This window comes from Sphingomonas sp. Ant20 (assembly GCF_000783375.1).
GTDB lineage: Bacteria > Pseudomonadota > Alphaproteobacteria > Sphingomonadales > Sphingomonadaceae > Sphingomonas > Sphingomonas aerolata.
Window position 1 is genome coordinate 34,386 of sequence record NZ_JRVI01000023.1, and the last position, 17,257, is coordinate 51,642.

Annotated in this window: 8 protein-coding genes, 1 tRNA gene and 5 pseudogenes; 4 read left to right on the top strand and 10 right to left on the bottom strand. The window is 67.9% G+C overall.

Translation table 11 applies throughout. The features are described from left to right. Positions 1 to 39: 39 nt before the first annotated feature. Positions 40 to 2,354 (bottom strand): annotated as a pseudogene (locus NI18_RS22065) (DNA translocase FtsK 4TM domain-containing protein). A gap of 142 nt (positions 2,355 to 2,496) precedes the next feature. Here NI18_RS22065 and NI18_RS05275 point away from each other — a divergent pair. Then, positions 2,497 to 3,712 (top strand): annotated as a pseudogene (locus NI18_RS05275) (UbiH/UbiF/VisC/COQ6 family ubiquinone biosynthesis hydroxylase). Here the strand turns inward: NI18_RS05275 and NI18_RS05280 are convergent. The 7 genes and pseudogenes from NI18_RS05280 to NI18_RS26525 form a co-directional block, all read right to left on the bottom strand. Further along, positions 3,694 to 4,326: a DUF2238 domain-containing protein gene (locus tag NI18_RS05280; protein ID WP_037528593.1), complete on the bottom strand. Its 633-nt coding sequence runs from the start codon at positions 4,324 to 4,326 to the stop codon at positions 3,694 to 3,696. The pseudogene NI18_RS05275 and the gene NI18_RS05280 overlap by 19 nt on opposite strands. Beyond that, positions 4,326 to 4,514 carry a Trm112 family protein gene (locus tag NI18_RS05285; RefSeq protein WP_031440886.1) on the bottom strand — a complete coding sequence of 63 codons (189 nt, stop codon included), beginning with the start codon at positions 4,512 to 4,514 and terminating at the stop codon, positions 4,326 to 4,328. The genes NI18_RS05280 and NI18_RS05285 overlap by 1 nt, the downstream gene beginning before the upstream one ends. Continuing rightward, a complete protein-coding gene (locus NI18_RS05290) occupies positions 4,511 to 5,113 on the bottom strand; it encodes an LON peptidase substrate-binding domain-containing protein (protein ID WP_031395355.1) in 603 nt (200 codons plus the stop codon). The genes NI18_RS05285 and NI18_RS05290 overlap by 4 nt, the downstream gene beginning before the upstream one ends. Continuing rightward, the gene (locus NI18_RS05295) at positions 5,110 to 6,006 is read right to left on the bottom strand and encodes a tetratricopeptide repeat protein (protein WP_037528595.1); all 897 of its coding nucleotides are present in this window, start codon (positions 6,004 to 6,006) and stop codon (positions 5,110 to 5,112) included. The genes NI18_RS05290 and NI18_RS05295 overlap by 4 nt, the downstream gene beginning before the upstream one ends. A gap of 88 nt (positions 6,007 to 6,094) precedes the next feature. Next, a pseudogene (locus NI18_RS05300) lies at positions 6,095 to 9,391 on the bottom strand (error-prone DNA polymerase). Between the two features lie 94 nt (positions 9,392 to 9,485). Further along, positions 9,486 to 10,991: a DNA polymerase Y family protein gene (locus NI18_RS05305; protein WP_249403256.1), complete on the bottom strand. Its 1,506-nt coding sequence runs from the start codon at positions 10,989 to 10,991 to the stop codon at positions 9,486 to 9,488. Then, positions 10,960 to 11,757 (bottom strand): hypothetical protein, encoded by a 798-nt coding sequence (locus NI18_RS26525; RefSeq protein WP_037528597.1) that lies wholly within the window; start codon positions 11,755 to 11,757, stop codon positions 10,960 to 10,962. The genes NI18_RS05305 and NI18_RS26525 overlap by 32 nt, the downstream gene beginning before the upstream one ends. A 164-nt stretch (positions 11,758 to 11,921) precedes the next feature. On the opposite strand from NI18_RS26525, the gene NI18_RS05315 reads away from it, so the two are divergent. Together NI18_RS05315 and NI18_RS05320 are read left to right on the top strand one after the other, a co-directional pair. Beyond that, positions 11,922 to 11,996, top strand: a tRNA-Gly gene (locus tag NI18_RS05315). Positions 11,997 to 12,198: 202 nt separating this feature from the next. Further along, positions 12,199 to 13,746: a globin-coupled sensor protein gene (locus tag NI18_RS05320; RefSeq protein ID WP_031440881.1), complete on the top strand. Its 1,548-nt coding sequence runs from the start codon at positions 12,199 to 12,201 to the stop codon at positions 13,744 to 13,746. Between the two features lie 52 nt (positions 13,747 to 13,798). Here the strand turns inward: NI18_RS05320 and NI18_RS22070 are convergent, their stop codons facing one another. Next, positions 13,799 to 15,445 carry a uroporphyrinogen-III synthase gene (locus NI18_RS22070; RefSeq protein ID WP_052148996.1) on the bottom strand — a complete coding sequence of 549 codons (1,647 nt, stop codon included), beginning with the start codon at positions 15,443 to 15,445 and terminating at the stop codon, positions 13,799 to 13,801. Further along, positions 15,442 to 16,351, bottom strand: a pseudogene (gene hemC, locus NI18_RS05330) (hydroxymethylbilane synthase). Before hemC ends, NI18_RS22070 begins: the two are co-directional and overlap by 4 nt. A gap of 75 nt (positions 16,352 to 16,426) precedes the next feature. On the opposite strand from hemC, the pseudogene tsaD reads away from it, so the two are divergent. After that, a pseudogene (gene tsaD / locus NI18_RS05335) lies at positions 16,427 to 17,257 on the top strand (tRNA (adenosine(37)-N6)-threonylcarbamoyltransferase complex transferase subunit TsaD); the annotation flags it as partial.

Sequence of the window (17,257 nt, forward strand, 5' to 3'; positions counted from 1 at the left end):
TGACGGGCAGGGGTGTGCTGGACGCCCCCCCTCAACCCTTCAGATCGCATGCCCTTCGGTATCGCGCAGGACCTCGCGGCGTCCGACATGATCGGGCCGGCCGACGATGCCGTCCTTTTCCATCCGCTCGATCAACCGGGCGGCCGAGTTGTAGCCGATCCGCAACTGCCGCTGCAGCCACGAGGTCGACGCCTTTTGCGATTCGCAGACCAGCTGGATGGCGTTGCGATATTGCTGGTCCTCCGCCGAATCCTCGCCGGTCGGGGAGCCTTCGAGCGTGAAGCCGTCCTCGGGCTCCTCGGTTACCGACGAGATGTAATCGGGCAGGCCCTGCGACCGCCAGTGATCCGCCACCAGCCGGACCTCGTCATCGCTGACGAACGGCCCGTGGACGCGGACGATGCCCTTGCCGCCGGGCATGTAGAGCATGTCGCCCTTGCCCAGCAGCTGTTCGGCGCCCTGTTCGCCGAGAATGGTGCGCGAATCGATCTTCGACGTGACATGGAAGCTGATGCGCGTCGGCAGGTTTGCCTTGATGACGCCGGTGATCACGTCGACCGACGGCCGCTGCGTCGCCATGATCAGGTGGATGCCCGCCGCGCGCGCCTTCTGCGCCAATCGCTGGATGAGGAATTCGACCTCCTTGCCCGCGGTCATCATCAGATCGGCCAGCTCGTCGACGATCACCACGATCTGCGGCAACACGTCATATTCGAGCTTCTCCTCCTCGTACATCGGCGCGCCGGTGTCGGGGTGATAGCCGGTCTGCACCTTCCGACCCAGGGGTTGCCCCTTGGCCTTGGCACCGCGCACCTTGTCGTTGAAGCCCGCGAGGCTGCGCACGCCGACGGAGGACATCTGGCGATAGCGATCCTCCATCGTCTCAACCGCCCATTTCAGCGCGCGCACCGCCTTGGCGGGATCGGTCACGACCGGCGACAGCAGATGCGGGATGTCGTCATACATGCTCAGTTCGAGCATCTTCGGATCGATCATGATCATCCGGCACTGGTTCGGCGTCAGCTTGTACAGCAGCGACAGGATCATGCTGTTGAGCCCGACCGACTTGCCCGAGCCTGTCGTCCCGGCGACCAGCAGATGCGGCATCGGCGCGAGATCGGCGATCACCGAATCGCCCGCGATGTTCTTGCCCAGGATGATCGGCAGCTGCGCGGCCTGATCCTCGAACGTCTGGCTGCCGACGAGCTCGTGGAGCGAGACCGCCTCGCGCCGCGCATTGGGCAGTTCGATGCCGATCACATTGCGTCCCGGGATCACCGCGACGCGTGCGGAGATCGCCGACATGTTGCGCGCGATGTCGTCGGCCAGCGCGATCACGCGGCTCGCCTTGATGCCGGGCGCGGGTTCGAGCTCGTACATCGTCACGACCGGCCCCGGCCGCACCTCGATGATCGATCCCTTGACGTGGAAATCGTCGAGCACGTTCTCCAGCAGCCGCGCGTTGCGTTCGAGCCCGGCCTTGTCGACGACATTGCCCTGGCTCGGCGGCGACGGCGTCAGCAGGTCGACGCTCGGCAGCGTGTAATTGTCGCGCAGGTCGAGCTGGCGTTCCTTGGGTTTCGCCTGCGACGGCGCGTTCTGGCGGTCGGCGATGACGGGCGCGGGGCGTGGATCGGGTTCGGCGATCGCGCGCGGCTCGACGGGCTTGCGCGTCAGCGTCAGCGGCTCGTCCTCGTCGTCAGGCCCACCGACATAGCCGTCGGCCCCGTCATCATAGCCGAGCGCCGGGATCCGGTTGCGCCGGAAGCGCCACTTGCGCTCGCCCAGATCGATCTCGATGCTCTTGCCCCAGACGATCGCCCCCGCGATCGCGGCGACGAGCCCGACGGCGCGCGCGACCAGAGTTCGGCGACCGGCTGGCCCAGGAAACCAAGACCCCAATGCACCGCATTGGCGACCGACAGGCCGATGATGCCACCCCAGCCTGCGGGAAGTGCGAGCACCGACGCGTCGGACACGAAGGCGAGCGCGCTGGCCATCAGCGCAACGCCGAGAGTCGCACCGCGCAGCATCCGCGCCCAGCGTCCGACCGGCAGGTCGCGCCACAGCCGCATCGCAAGGATCGGCCCGACCGGCAGCAGCAGCGCGACGGCGGGGCCGAACAGCGACAGCGCGATATCGGCGAACCACGCGCCCGGCGGGCCGATCAGGTTGGCCGGATAGCCGCCCGACGCGGTGTTCAGCGCCGGATCGCTGGCATGATAGCTGGCCAGCGCCAGCGCCATCAGCAACGTCGCGACGAACAGCGCGATCGCGGCGATCAGCGCGCCGCTGCGCACCGCCCCCGCCTTTACCGTCTCACGCCATAAGGCTGGCTGCGCGCGGCTGGCCATGACCTCAAATCCTTCAATGTGCGAAAATCCGACTTTTCATCGCGCCGGGCGGGTCCGACGCAAGGCGAGCACGCGACAACACGGGTTAAAGCGACCCCGGATCGACGTTGGCAGCGGCGGGCGGGCGGGATAGAGCGGCATCATGGACACAGATGTACTCATCCTCGGTGGCGGGCTGGTCGGTGCGACGCTCGCCGTGGCGCTCGACGTGCACGGCATCTCGACGATCGTGATCGATCCGGCGGACCCCGCGGTCACGCTGGCGCCGGGCTTCGATGGCCGGGCTTCGGCCGTCGCGAGCGCGAGCCACCGGATGCTCGATGCGATCGGCGTCGGCGCGACGCTGGCGGGGCAGGGCTGCGCGATCCGCCAGATTCGCGTCAGCGACGGGCTGGAACCGGGCAAGCTCGATTTCGTCCCCGCCGCGGACGACGGCGCGCTGGGCACGATGTACGAGAACAAGCTGCTCCGTCACACGCTGTTCGATGCCGCGAGCGCGGCGGCGCATGTCGACCTGCGGATGATGACGCGCGCGACCGATCTCGACCGCAGCGCCGCGGGGGTGACCGCGACGCTCGATTCGGGCGCGGTGGTCCGCGCGCCGCTGGTCGTTGTCGCCGAGGGGCGCAAGTCGCCGACGCGCGAGGCGGCCGGGATCACGATGGCGCACTGGTCCTATGATCACACCGCGATCATCGCCGCCTTTCATCACGAACGCTCGCATGAGGATGTCGCCTACGAGATCTTCTACGCCAGCGGCCCGTTTGCGCTGCTGCCGCTGCCCGACGATGCGGAGGGGCATCGCTCCGCTATCGTGTGGACGGTCGACACGAAAAAACGCCGCAGGGATGCTCAAGATGGGTGACCGCGCGTTCCTCGCCGAGGCGAGCAAGCGCATGGGCGGCTTTCTCGGCGAGCTGTCGAAGCTGACGCCGCGCTCCTCCTATCCGCTCGGCTTTCAGCACGCGGCGCGCATTACCGACACGCGGCTCGCGCTGGTCGGCGATGCGGCGCACGGCATCCACCCGATCGCTGGACAAGGGCTCAATCTCGGCTTTCGCGACGTGGCGACGCTGGCCGAAGTCCTGGTCGAGGGCAAACGCCTCGGCCTCGACCTCGGCGATGCGGCGCTGCTCGCGCGCTATCAGCGCTGGCGCGGGCTCGACACGTTCATGACCGCGGCCGCGACCGACACGCTGACCCGGCTGTTCGGCATGCCCGGCAAGACCGCGAGTGCGGTGCGCCGCTTCGGCATCAGCGCGGTCAACGCGCTACCGCCGCTCAAGGATCGCTTCATGGCAGAGGCGCGGGGTGAGAGCGGCGACCTGCCCAAGCTGCTTCAGGGTCTGACGATCTGACCATCGCCCGTCCGCGCGATCTGGCGATCGTGCGGGCGGGACAGCAGCATGACGGCGAGCGCGGCGCCGACCAGGCACATCAGCATGTCCCACTGCGTATCCCAGGGGTCGCCCTGCGTCCCGAGAAACGCGTCTGCGCCCTCGCCGAGCGAAACCGCCGCACCGAATTCGATCAGTTCGTACAGCGCGCTGATGGCGAGGCAATAGGCGAGGACGGTGATGGTCAGCAGCCGTGGCGAGGCGATATGCCGACCCCGGATCAACAGTTCGCGCAGCACGATCGCGGGGACGAATCCCTGGATCAGGTGACCGAACCGGTCATAGGGATTGCGCGCGAGATGCAGCCAGTCCTGCACCATGAAACCGGCCGGGACGCGGGCATAGCTATAGGCGCCACCCAGCATCAGCACGAAGCCATGAAACGCGATCAGGGACAGCGCCAGAGGGGTGAAGGCGAACCGGTGACGCAGCGCCACCAGGATCGGAAAGGCGATCAGGACGGGCGCCACCTCCATCCACCAGGTGGCGCGATCAAAGGGCGACCATCCCGATGCCGCGAGCCCGACGCTCCAGGCCGCCCCCAGGATGACGAGGCGGCGGTCTGGTTTCGCCATCAGGCGGTTGCAGCACCATCGATTGGCCGCGCCTCTTCGACCAGCATCACCGGCACGCCGTCGCGGACCGGATAGGCGAGCCCGGCGGCATCGGAGATCAGCTCCTGCGCGGCTTCGTCGTAGCGCAGGGGCGTGCGCGACACCGGACAGACGAGGCGTTCGAGCAGCCAGGGATCGAGCCCGCTCATTGCAGCGTCACCTGTTCGTCGCCGTCGTGTCGCCCGAAAAACTGCATCAGCTGGATGATCAGCTCGGCGCGCGTTTCGATGTCGGGGGCCTCGAGCAGCGCCTGCTTGGCGGCGGAATCGAACGGGGCGATCTGCGCGATGCCGTTGACCAGACTCTCGTCGTCGAGCCGCGCGACCGCGTCCCAGTCGACCGCATAGCCCTGCACGTCGGCAAAGCGACGCGATTCGAGTTCGAGCGACGAGCGCCGGCCGAGCGACAGCGTGTCGTCCTCGATCACCGGCAGCAGTTCGGCCTCGACCTGGCGGAAGGGTGTGGTGACATCAAGTTCGCGGACGATGCGGAACATCGCGACGCCCTCGAGGACGACATTGTACCGTCCGTCCTCGAGCGCCTCGACCTCGGCGATCTTGCCGACGCAGCCCAGTGCGTAGAGCTCTCCATCATCACCGCGCGGCTGGATCATGCCGATCCGCCGGTCGCGCGCCATCGCGTCGCTGATCATTGCCCGATAGCGCGGCTCGAACAGGTGCAGCGGCAACTGCATGCCCGGGAACAGCAGCGCGCCGGGCAGGGGGAAGATGGAGAGCCGGGTCGTCATCCGAACAGGATCGCAGACAGGCGCCGCCGCTGTCCAGAGACCCAGGGATCCTCGAGGCCCACCACCTCGAACAATTTCAGCAGCTGCGTCCGCGCGGCGCTCTCGTTCCAGTCGCGATCCGCGGCGATGATGGCGAGGAAGCTGTCTGCCGCGGCATCGCGGTCGTTCGCCGCCATCTGGCCGTTGGCGAGCGCGAAGCGTGCGGCCAAGTCGTCTGGTGCTGCCTCGACCGCGGCGATCAGTGGCGACAGGTCGGCGACCGGCGGCGCGGACTGGGCCAGCGCCAGCGCGGCCTGCGCGCGGTGGATCGCCGGATCCTTGGCGATCGCAGGGTCCAGGTTCGCAAGCCAGTCCGACGCCTCGTCAAGCTGCCCGGTCAGGACGAGCGCGCGGACGAAGCCGGCATGGACCGCGGGGTGCTCGGGCGCCATGTCGGCGATCTGGCGGAAGATGCCAAGCGCGCGTTCCCCGTCTCCCTCGGCAAGGACCTCCTCACCCATCGCGATCAGTGGTTCGATGTCGGGGGCGGCGGTATTGGCCTCCGCTTCGATCGGCAGCTGCTTGAGCAACTGATCGAGGATCACGCGCAGCTGTGAATCGGTGCGTGCGCTGGTCATGTCGGCGACCAGCTGTCCCTGGTACATCGCATAGACGGTCGGGATCGACTTGATCTGGAATTGCGCGGCAATGAACTGGTTCTTGTCGGTATCGACCTTCGCCAGCACGACGCCCTTGTCCGCATAATCGGCGGCGACCTTTTCGAGCGTCGGCCCGAGCGCCTTGCACGGCCCGCACCATTCCGCCCAGAAGTCGATGATCACGAGTTTCGTCATCGACGGTTCGACGACATCGCGACGGAACGCCTCGACGGCGTCCTTCTCGGCAGGCGACATTCCAAGCGTGGCCAACATACACTCCCGTATTGAACTGTGCGCTATCTGGGGCGGCGGCGCGGTGATTGCCACCATCTTACCGACACTCTCAATGGAAGTCGCGCGACTTGGGCAGGACACGCACGTCGCGGGGATGCTGCGCGCGCGAGGGTTGCGACAGCGACGTCCGTGGATCCGGACTGCGCGTCGGGACGGAGCGGACCACTTCATCCGCGCGGCACAATGGCGCATCGAGTGCGTGGTCCTCGGACAGGAACCGGAGCATCGCGCTACGATCCTGGACGCGCGATGCGATCAGATGCGTGACACCCTCCTCGCTGCGCTGGATCACCCCTTCGAGAACCATCAGCCGCGAGGCCATCACCGCGCGGCGGTTCGCCTCGAAATCGCGCGCCCAGATCAGCCCGTTGGTGACGCCGGTCTCGTCCTCGATCGTCACGAAGATCGCATTGCCCTTACCCGGGCGCTGGCGGACGAGGACGATGCCCGCGACCCTGGCGCGCCGGCTGTCCCTGGTGGCACAGGCCTGCGCGCTCGACAGGATCCCCTCGGCGGCGAAGCGATCGCGCAGGAACGCCATCGGATGCGCCTTCAGCGACAGGCCGGTCGTCTGGTAATCGGCGGCGACCTGTTCGGACAAGGGCATCGCGGGAAGCTGCGCATCGGGTTCGACGCCCAGCTCGGGCACATCGGCGGCGGCGAACAGCGCGAGCTGCCTGGGCGGGGTGCGGCGGACGTCCCACAGCGCCTCGCGGCGGTCCTTGGCGAGCGAGCGGAACGCATCCGCATCAGCGAGCAGGTTCATCGCGCGCTGCGGCAGGTCGGCGCGGCGGGCAAGGTCCTCGATCCCGGTGAACCGCGCGAGCGTGCGCGCCGCGACGAGATTGTGCGCCCATTCCGCGCGGAACCCGTCGACCTGCCGAAAGCCGAGGCGCAACGCCTCCTGCCCGGCCGTGGTACCGGCTTCGAGGCCATTGTCCCACAGGCTCGCATTCACGTCGACGGGCAGCACGGTCACCCCGTGTTCGACCGCGTCGCGCACCAGCTGTGCCGGGGCGTAGAACCCCATGGGCTGCGAATTGAGCAGCGCGCAGGTGAACACGGCGGGGTGGAAGCATTTGATCCAAGACGAAACATAGACCAGCCGCGCGAACGACAGCGCATGGCTTTCGGGAAAGCCGTAGGATCCGAACCCCTCGATCTGTTTGAAACAGCGTTCGGCGAACTCCGCCTCATAGCCACGGCGAACCATGCCGCCGATCAGCTTGGCCTGGAAGTTATCCATGCCGCCGACCTTTCGGAACGTCGCCATCGACTTGCGCAACTGGTTCGCCTCGCCCGGCGTGAACCCGGCCGCGACGATCGCCAGCTTCATCGCCTGTTCCTGGAACAGCGGCACGCCATAGGTGAAGCGGAGCAGCTGCTGGAGTTCGTCGGGCGGGCCGAAACGCGGGTGGGGCGAGGGGAAGTCGACCTTCTCCTTGCCGCTGCGGCGGCGGAGATAGGGATGGACCATGTCGCCCTCGATCGGTCCGGGGCGGACGATCGCGACCTGTACGACCAGATCATAGAGTTTGCGCGGACGCAGGCGCGGCAGCATGTTGATCTGCGCGCGGCTTTCGACCTGGAACACGCCGATGCTGTCGCCCCTGCACAGCATGTCATAGACACGATCGTCCTCGGCGACGGCGATCGTGTCGAGCAGGTGATCGCCGTGGCCATGCTCGCGCATCAGGTCGAAGCTCTTGCGGATGCAGGTCAGCATGCCGAGCGCAAGGATATCGACCTTCATCAGCCCCAGCGCGTCGATATCGTCCTTGTCCCATTCGATAAAGGTGCGGTCGGCCATCGCGCCGTTGTGGATCGGCACCATTTCGTCGAGCCGTCCCTGCGTCAGCACGAACCCGCCGACATGCTGTGACAGATGCCGCGGGAATTCGAGCAGCCGGTCGACCATCTCGCGAAGCCGCGCGATCTCCGGATTGTCGGGATCGAACCCGGTTTCGGTGAAGCGGCGTTCGTCGAACCGGCTCGAAAAACTGCCCCAGACCGTGCTCGTCAGTTTCTGTGTCACGTCTTCGGTCAGGCCCAGCGCCTTGCCGACCTCGCGCACCGTGCTCTTGGGGCGATAATGGATGACCGTCGCGGCGATCGCCGCGCGGTCGCGACCATAGCGGCGATAGATATACTGCATCACCTCCTCGCGCCGTTCGTGCTCGAAATCGACGTCGATATCGGGGGGGCTCGTCGCGTTCGCTGGACACGAAGCGCGAGAAGAGCAGGTCGTATTTCATCGGATCGACCGAGGTGACGCCGAGCAGATAGCAGACCACGGAATTGGCCGCCGAACCGCGGCCCTGACACAGGATTGGCGGGTCGCAGCTGCGCGCAAACCGGACGATGTCGGAGACGGTCAGGAAGTAATAGGCATAGTTCTTCTCGCGGATCAGCGTGAACTCCTCATGGAGCAGCGCCAGCATCCTGTCGGGTACGCGGTCGTCATAGCGCTCGAGCGCGGTCTGCCAGACGAGATGTTCGAGCCAGTCCTGCGCCTCCCATCCCGGCGGGACAGGCTCATGCGGATATTCGTAGCGCAGGTCGTCGAGCGAGAACGCGATCCGCGCCATCAGGCGGGTGCTTTGCCCCACCGCATCGGGACGATCGCGGAACAGCCGCGCCATCTCGTCTGTGTCCTTCAGATGGCGTTCGCCATTGGCGGCGAGCAGGCGACCGGCCTTGTGGATGCTGGTCCCTTCGCGGATGCAGGTGACGATGTCGTGCAGGTCGCGGTCGTCGGGATAGGCATAAAGCGCGTCGGTGGTCGCGAGCACGGGTATGCCCGCGGCGTCGGCGAGCCGCGCCAGCCGTGCCAGCCGCCGCCGATCGCGTCCGCCGCGCGGCATCGTCACGCCGAGCCAGACACAGTCCGCCCCCAGCCGCTTCACCGCGTGGAGGACGCTCGACAGGTCGCGGTCGCGGCGTCGGGCAGCGTGTCACCGTCGGGCAGCGGCGAGACGGCCGTTGCGCCACGCGAGCTGCTCTCGGGCATCACCACGAGCATCATGTCGGCATGATGCGCGATCAGGTCGCCGAGCCCGAGGATGCAGCCGCCTTTTTCGGCACGTCGGTTGCCGACGGTGAGCAAGCGGGTCAGTCGCCCCCAGCCACGCCGGGTCGAGGGATAGGCGACGATGTCGGGGGTCCCGTCCTCGAACACCAGCCGCGCCCCGACGATCAGCCGGAAGTCGATCGGCGGCAGCATCATCCCCAGCAGTCCGTCTTTGGCCTTCTTCAGCGCCTGGTGCGCGCGGACCACGCCGGCGACGGTATTGCGATCGGCGATGCCGATGCCGCCAAGGCCCAGCTCGACCGCGCGACCGACCATGGTTCCGGCATCGCTCGCGCCGTCGAGGAACGAGAAATTGGTCGCCGCAACGAGTTCGGCAAAGGCGGGATCGGCAAAGGCGGTCACGGCGCGGTCATGCGAAGACGCCGTGGAGATACCAGCGCGGTGTCTCGACCTCCGAATACAGGCCGTGCCGGAAGATCCAGAAGCGCCTGCCGCGGCGATCCTCGACCCGGTAGTAATCGCGCGTCGGAATGTCCTGACGCCGCCACCACTCGCCCGCGATCCGTTCGGGCCCCTCGCTATGCGCGACGTCGTGGACGGTGCGGCGCCAGCGGAACCGGTGCGGCGGACCGTCCGGAACCTCGGCCATCATCGATTCGATCGGGTGCGGCGGATCGAACAGATAGATCGGGCGCAGCGGCGGTTCGCCCGATTCGGGGGCGGCCCACGGTGCCGGGCGCGCACTGACCGCGGCGGCGTCCGCCGCCGGCAGCATCAGTTCGGCCTGTTCGGGGATATGGCTGTCGCGCGCCGCGAACCGCCTTACCCGTGCCCGACCGAGCCGCGTGCCGAGCTGGTCGACGAGTTGCGCCACGTTCCGGTTCTGGCCGTCCCGGTCCTGACCGTCTCCCTTCTGCCCGCCCTCCAGCTTCAGCTGAGTCGCATCCAGCCGTTCAGCGAGCGCGATGTCGAGGCGGATCAGATCATAGCCGAAGCCGGGGTCGAGCGGATCAGCGAGACTGTCGATCCGCTCGCGGAACAGCCGCATCAGCACGGCGACGTCGCGGGTCGGCTGACCCGTCTCGATCCGCAACCGCTGGACTAGCCCATCGGCGCGAAACAGCCGCGCCTCCCAGCGCCTGCCACCCTCATGGCGTTCGGCGAGCTGGATCCCGGCCTCGGTCGCAAGCTCGGACAGGATCTCGAGCGCATAGTCGGTGCGCGCGATCGGCTCGGCAAAGCGGCGTTCGACGCCGATCCGTGCGATCGTCTGCCGCGGCACGATCGGCCCTTTCACTGTTCCGTCGAGCCTGCGGATCATCATCGCGGCGTCTTCGCCGAATCGCGCCGCGATCACGCTGAGCGGGCGTGCCATCACGTCGCCCACCGTCTTCAACCCGGCGCGCGACAAGGCGGTCGTCGCATCGTCGTCGAGGCCGAGTGCTGCGACCGGCAGGCGCTTCACCGCGCGGCGTTCGTCGGGGGCAGGCGCCCCTGCGAACCGCGCGAGCGCCCGCGCGGTATCCGGCGTGTCGCCAAAGGCATGTCGCACCAGCAGGCCGCGGCGGGCCAGCCGTTCCTCAAGATCGGCGGCAAGCCGGCGCTCACCCTCGAATTCATGGACGCAGCCGGCGATGTCGAGGATCAACCCGTCCGGGGCATCGAGCGCGACCGACGGGGTATAGCGCTGACATCCGTCCGCCAGCCGCTCGAGCCATTCGTGATCGGCATGCGGATCATGCTGATAGGTTTCGAGTCCGGGTACGCGTGCCCGCGCATCGGCAAGCGTCAGCCCGGGTTCGAGCCCGGCGCGAAGCGCTTCGCGGTCGAGCGACTTGAGCCGTACCCCGCCCGCAACCGACTCGACGAACGCGATCGGTGCCTCAGCCCGTCCGACGAACAGATGGGGGCGCATCGTCCGCAGCCGCTCGATCGGCAACCATGGGAATACCAGCGCCAGATAGCGGCGCGGTATCGATGCTGGTTTCAATGTCGGGTTGGGGGAGGGCTTGTTCGAAGTCATACGCGTCACGATTCCACTCCACGCGCCAGCGCAGGCCGGCCTGGCCTCCGCGTCGACGCAGCAATTCGATATCGAAGGCCGGCTTGCCCGGGGCGTCCGCGTCCAGCGGTTGCGACCGGCACGATGTCACCTGCCAGCGCGTCGCAGCGGCGCTGGGCACGGGGGCCGCATCGATCCTGAGGCTGAGTATGGTCACGCCCGAGGTTTCGGCGGCCAGCATCAGCCGACGCGTCGCCGTCAGATCGATTCTCGCCGCCCGACCCCAGGATTCGATGACCAGCGTTCCCAGCCCCTGGCATCGTGCGGCATCCGCGGCGGTGCGCAACAGGCTGGCCTCGTCATCGACCAGCGCGAGGACCAGCGACGAGACGTCGAGACCCATTTCCACCAGACCGTTTGCGTGGAGTCGCCCGCCCTGGCGTTCGCTCGCCTCGGTGCGCAGCCACAATAACGGCACCGCTCGCGCGGCCAGAGTTGTCGCGACCGCGAAACCCGCGGCGCTTGCCGAATCGTCGACTGACGCGAAGATCTCGTGCAGCTGCGCCTTGGCCATGCCCTCGGTCATCCAGGCCTCGACCGCCCGGCCATCGCGCTGCGATGGCAGGCCGGTCGTCGCGATCCGCTTGAGGCGGGCGATCAGGGCGGTCGAGTCGTTCACAATTGTTCTTGTAATGTTCTATTGGGGGAGTCGCCAAGGACATTCTTCGCGATGGTCGCTGCAAATTTTGCAAAGAAGGCGCTTGCCGGATCCGAAACCCCGGGCTAATAGCGCGCCTTACCCCCGCCACCGTGTCGTTACAGACCGGCGGCACAGGCGCCAGAGCGGGCGTAGCTCAGGGGTAGAGCACAACCTTGCCAAGGTTGGGGTCGAGGGTTCGAATCCCTTCGCCCGCTCCAGTCGCTGCCTTGAACGGCAGCGGCTTTCGCCGATCGGGTGATTCCAAACCTCCACGGTAAACTCCCAGATGGCATCACGCCATACGTACGGCATGCTTGATCTATGTATGCTCGACGATGACGATTTGTTGAGGCGGACCTGACCGATAGCGGCGCCGCGTTGCTATAAATTGGTCATCTACCGCTATATTCGGAGCCGTCCGTGTCCGTTGACCAAGTTTCGTCGCGTCTCGCATTCATGGAAATGGGAGCCGATCAGCAGGCGACCGTCGCCGCCGTCCGGCCCTTGATCGAATCCCTGATCGGCGGCGCGCTCGACAAATTCTACGACCGGGTCCGCAATCAGCCCGAAACCTCGCCCTTCTTTCGCGATGCCGGCCACATGACTTCGGCCAAGTCGGCTCAGGCCAAGCACTGGATGAACATCGCACGAGGCCAGTTCGACGCGAGCTTCTATGACAGCGTACGGCGGATCGGGACCGTTCACGCGCGGATCGGGCTCGAGCCGCGATGGTATGTCGGCGCCTATGCGCTCGTTCTCGAAAATCTGCTTGCGGGGATCGGCCGCCACTACAGCCCTTGGCGGCGGCTGGTGAAGGGGCTCCGCACGCCGAGCGCGACCGATGCCGGCATCGCGATCGTCAAGGCGGCGCTGCTTGACATGGAATTGTCGCTGTCGATGTATTTCGAGGAAGCCCAGGTCGAACGCAACGCTGCGATCACGACCATGGGCAAGGCGCTGAACGCGCTTGCCGCCGGGGATCTGTCGACGACGCTGACGGGGCTCCCGGCCAGCTTCGCGCCGCTCGAGGACAGCTATAACGACGCGCTCAACCAGTTGCGCACGCTGATCGGCGCGGTGTCCGAAAGCGCCACCGCGATCCGCACCGGATCCAATGAGATCGCGCAGGCATCGGAGGATCTTGCCCGCCGGACCGAGAGCAATGCCGCGTCGCTTGAGGAGACTGCCGCGTCCGTGACCCAGATGGATGGCCGGCTTCGCGCCTCCGTGACCGCGGCCGGCCAGACGGTCGAACGCGCCGATCAGGCGATCGCGACGGTCGGGGGCGGTCGCACGGTGGCGGATCTGGCGGTACAGGCGATGGGCCGCGTATCGGACAGCGCCAAGGGCATCGACAGCGTGATCGAGGGGCTGGACAAGATCGCCTTCCAAACACGCGTCCTGGCGATGAACGCCGCGGTCGAGGCGGGAAGGGCCGGCGACGCGGGTCGCGGATTCGCGGTCGTGGCCGATCTGGTATCCGCGCTCGCGATGCGTGCGGAGGAAGAGGCCAAGCGCGCGCGCGACCAGCTGACGGTGACGCAGACCGACATCGTCACCGCGGTCGATGCGGTGACGAAGGTCGATGGTGCGCTCGCGGCGATATCGGACGACGTGGCACAGGTTCACGCCCTGCTCGCCACCATGGCGCGGGACAATCAGGCCCAGTCGGTCGCGATCACCGAGATTTCCGCGACGATCGGGACGATGGACCAGACGACGCAGCAAAATGCCGCGATGGTGGAGGAAACGTCGGCGGCAGCGCGCAACCTAGCCGCCGAGGTGGGCACGCTGGCCGACCAGGCCCGACGGTTCCGCACCGGCGACTCCCGCGCTGGCAGACCGCCGGTCGCACCTGCGAAACAGGATTATGGCCAGCCCGAAAGCTATACGTCGCCGGTCAAGCCGCTGCCGCCAGCCGCAATCCCGGCGATGGTTCGCCACGAGGACGACTGGAACTCCTTCTGACGCCCTGACAAGTCCTAGGCGACAGGCCTCGGCCGGTCGCCCGGGCGGGGCGTCAGGGGGCGGGTACGGCGACCGGCGCCTCGCTCTGCGTCGATGTCGCGACCGGTGGCAGCACCGGGGTGGTGACCACGATCGGGGTGGGCTGGGGCTGGCCCGCCTGGCCCATCAGCGCGGTGTTCTCGAGGATATCCAGCGCCTTGCGCGCGACGATGTAGCGGCGGGCAGCGTCCATCCAGTTGCTCGCCTGCGTCGCGCCGGGCAGGCGCTCGACCTCGGCGCGGGCCGCCTCGACCTGGCCGGCCTCGAGCAGTCGACGCGCCCGTGCAAGACGGTCGGCGGGCATGGGCGAGGCCATGCTCTCTTCGCGCAGCACGATCAGGTTGCTGAATTCGCGCCGCACGGTCTGCAGCCAGCTGTCATTGGTCGTCCCGTTGGTGCTCGTGATCTGCGGCGCGATCGTATCGAGCCCCTGGCGCAGATCCTCGATCGTGACCGGCTGGTGCGCGGCCTGGATCACCGCGGCCGTGGCGCGCGGCTGGGCGCGCCCGAAGCGCAGCCGCAGCTGCTCCTCGATATAGCCCAGCCCGACACCGCGCTCGATCGCCCGACGCGCGGCGAACGCGACCATAAGGCCTTCCGCGCGGGTCGCCTGACCACCGGCTGCCATCGCGTCGCTCGACACGGCTGCGGTCCGGGCCTCGAGCGCGGTGAGCTGGCCCGCCAGCGTCGCCTCGCGCGTTGCCAGCATTGCGGTGTCGACCCGCGGCTGTTCGCCATTGGCGTTGAGCGGTTGCGCGGGGGTGAAATCGGGGTTGCCCGATGCCGCAGCGGCCGTGGTCGATCCAGCGGCCGTCAGACCGGTGCGCTGACCAAACCATGGCATCGTTTTCAGCGCATAGCCCATCGCCACCGATCCGGCGATAAAAGCCAGTCCGATCACTATGATGATAACACCCAGGCGGGGGCCGCGTGCCCGGGGACGCTCGATCGGCACGTGGTCGCTCATGACGCGCTTATCCCCGCGACGCGCGTCAGGGTCAATCGCGCGCTTTGCGGCGATCGTGACAAGCGCATCGTCGGTGGGAGTCTCCGCCACGACCAGCGCGGCCCAGCCGCTGCCCGCCGCGTCTGCCGCGGCTTGGCTGATCACCGCGATCGTGATGCGCGACCGGTCGACGCCGGCCTGTGCGACATGCTCAGCGAACGCATGCGCGGCGCGGGGCGAATGGATCAGCACGAGCAGGTCTTCGTGCCGAGGCAACACGCTATCGCCGATCCGCAGCGCGTCACTCGCATAGACGGTGCACGCGACGACGCCCGGGCCGGTCGGTCTGCGATCGCGGCCCGCCGGGTGGAACAGGCGGTCGAACCCGGACGCCCGCGCTGTGTCGATCGCGGCATCGACGTTGCTGGTGCCGGTCACCGCGACACTGAAGCCGGCGCGTCGGGCGGCGGCGGCCGTGGCGTCGCCGACCGCAATCACAGGCAGCGCCTTGAGTGTGTCGGGCAGGGCGCCATGGCGAATCGCGTTCGCGCTGGTCAGCAGAACGGCATCGAACCCGCCGAGGTCGGGCGGCGTCCAGGCGACGGGCACGACCGTGAACACCGGCATCGCCAGGGGCTCGAGCCCCAGTCCGCGAAGCTTGGCGCATGTGTCGGCATTGCCCGGTTCCGGGCGCAGCACGACGATGCGGGTCATGCGGCGAACAGGCGCCGGACGCTGGCGGGGGCGCGGGTCAGCAGATCGAGCGCGAGCGCGGTACCGAGATCTTCGTCGATCCCGCCTTCGATCGCGCCGGCGACGTCGCACGACCCATCCTCGGCGATCAGTTCGCCGCGCAGCGTCAGCGTCTCGCCGGCGAGCGAGGCGAGCGCCGCGACCGGCGAATGGCAATCCGCCCCCAACCGCGCGAGCAGCGCGCGTTCGGTCCGGACGCACAGACTGGTATCGGCGTGATCGATCGCCGCGACGATCGCATGGGCCGGCTTGCCGACCAAGGTCTCGATCCCGACCGCGCCCTGCGCCGGCGCGGGCAGCATGATGTCGGTCGGGATGGCATGACCGATCGCCGTCCGCCCGAGACGATCGAGCCCGGCGGCGGCAAGCAGCGTCGCGTCCATGTCGCCGGCCGCGACCCGCGCGAGCCGCGTATCGACGTTCCCGCGGATTAGGACGATGTCGAGATCGGGGCGCGATCGCAGCATCTGCGCGCGTCGCCGCGGCGAGCTGGTGCCGACGACAGCACCCTGGCGCAAATCGGCAAGCGTTTCCGCGCCGATCAGCCGGTCGCGCACGTCCGCGCGTGGCAGCATCGCGGCGATCTGCAGGGTCTGCGGGCGGATCGTCTCGACATCCTTCATCGAATGCACGGCGCAATCGATCTCACCGTCGTGCAGCGCACGATCGAGTTCTTTCGTCCACAGCGCCTTGCCGCCGATCTCGGCGAGCGCGCGATCCTGCACACGGTCGCCCGTGGTACGGATCACGACCGTCTCGATCCGATCCCGGGGACCAGCCATGCGCGGCGCACAAGGCGTCGCGCACCATGCCTGCCTGCGCGAGGGCGAGGGGCGAGCCGCGTGTGCCGAGCCGAAAACTAGTCATGACGCCTGCATGCAGAAACGCGGCGCGTTCGACAAGCGTGAGGACAAGCCTTGTCCGGCGCGATAGGGATATGGGATGATCATTCTGGGTATCGAATCTTCCTGCGACGAAACCGCCGCCGCGCTCGTCACCGCCGATCGACAGGTGCTGGCGCACCGGTTGCTCGGGCAGGAGGCGGCGCATGCGCCGTTCGGCGGGGTCGTGCCGGAGATCGCGGCACGCGCGCATGTCGAGGCGCTCGAGCCGCTGATCGTCGCGGCGCTGGCCGATGCGGGGCTCAAGCTGGCCGATGTCGATGCGATCGCCGCGACCGCGGGCCCAGGGCTGATCGGCGGGGTCATGGTCGGGCTCGTCACCGGCAAGGCGCTCGCGCACGCCGCGGGCAAGCCGTTGATCGCGGTCAACCATCTGGAAGGCCATGCGCTGTCGCCGCGGCTGTCCGATCCCGATCTCGCCTTCCCCTATCTCCTGCTGCTCGTGTCGGGCGGCATTGCCAGTTGTTGCTGGTCGAAGGGGTCGGCGCCTATCGCCGACTCGCGACGACGATCGACGATGCGGCCGGTGAGGCGTTCGACAAGACTGCGAAGATCCTCGGCCTCGGCTTCCCGGGAGGCCCCGCGGTCGAGCGGGCCGCCGCGCTGGGTAATCCAAAGGCCGTGCCGCTGCCGCGCCCGCTCAAGGTTCGGCCGAACCGCATTTCTCCTTTGCCGGTCTCAAGAGCGCGGTCGCGCGGGTCGTCGGGGACTATCCGCCGGAGGATATCGCCGCGTCGTTCCAGGCCGCGGTGGTCGATTGCCTGATCGACCGCACGACCAGGGCGCTGAACGGTCTGACGGTCACACCCACCGCGCTCGTCGTCGCGGGCGGGGTCGCCGCGAACGGCGCGGTCCGCGGCGCGCTGCCTGC

What these genes read in the sequence shown, in the direction of transcription:
- NI18_RS05290 (WP_031395355.1), bottom strand. Translation starts at nt 5,113, where the DNA reads ATGACGACCCGGCTCTCCATCTTCCCCCTGCCCGGCGCGCTGCTGTTC.
- NI18_RS05295 (WP_037528595.1), bottom strand. Translation starts at nt 6,006, where the DNA reads ATGTCGCCTGCCGAGAAGGACGCCGTCGAGGCGTTCCGTCGCGATGTC.
- NI18_RS05285 (WP_031440886.1), bottom strand. Translation starts at nt 4,514, where the DNA reads ATGAGCGGGCTCGATCCCTGGCTGCTCGAACGCCTCGTCTGTCCGGTG.
- NI18_RS05280 (WP_037528593.1), bottom strand. Translation starts at nt 4,326, where the DNA reads ATGGCGAAACCAGACCGCCGCCTCGTCATCCTGGGGGCGGCCTGGAGC.
- NI18_RS22070 (WP_052148996.1), bottom strand. Translation starts at nt 15,445, where the DNA reads ATGACCCGCATCGTCGTGCTGCGCCCGGAACCGGGCAATGCCGACACA.
- NI18_RS05305 (WP_249403256.1), bottom strand. Translation starts at nt 10,991, where the DNA reads ATGCGCCCCCATCTGTTCGTCGGACGGGCTGAGGCACCGATCGCGTTC.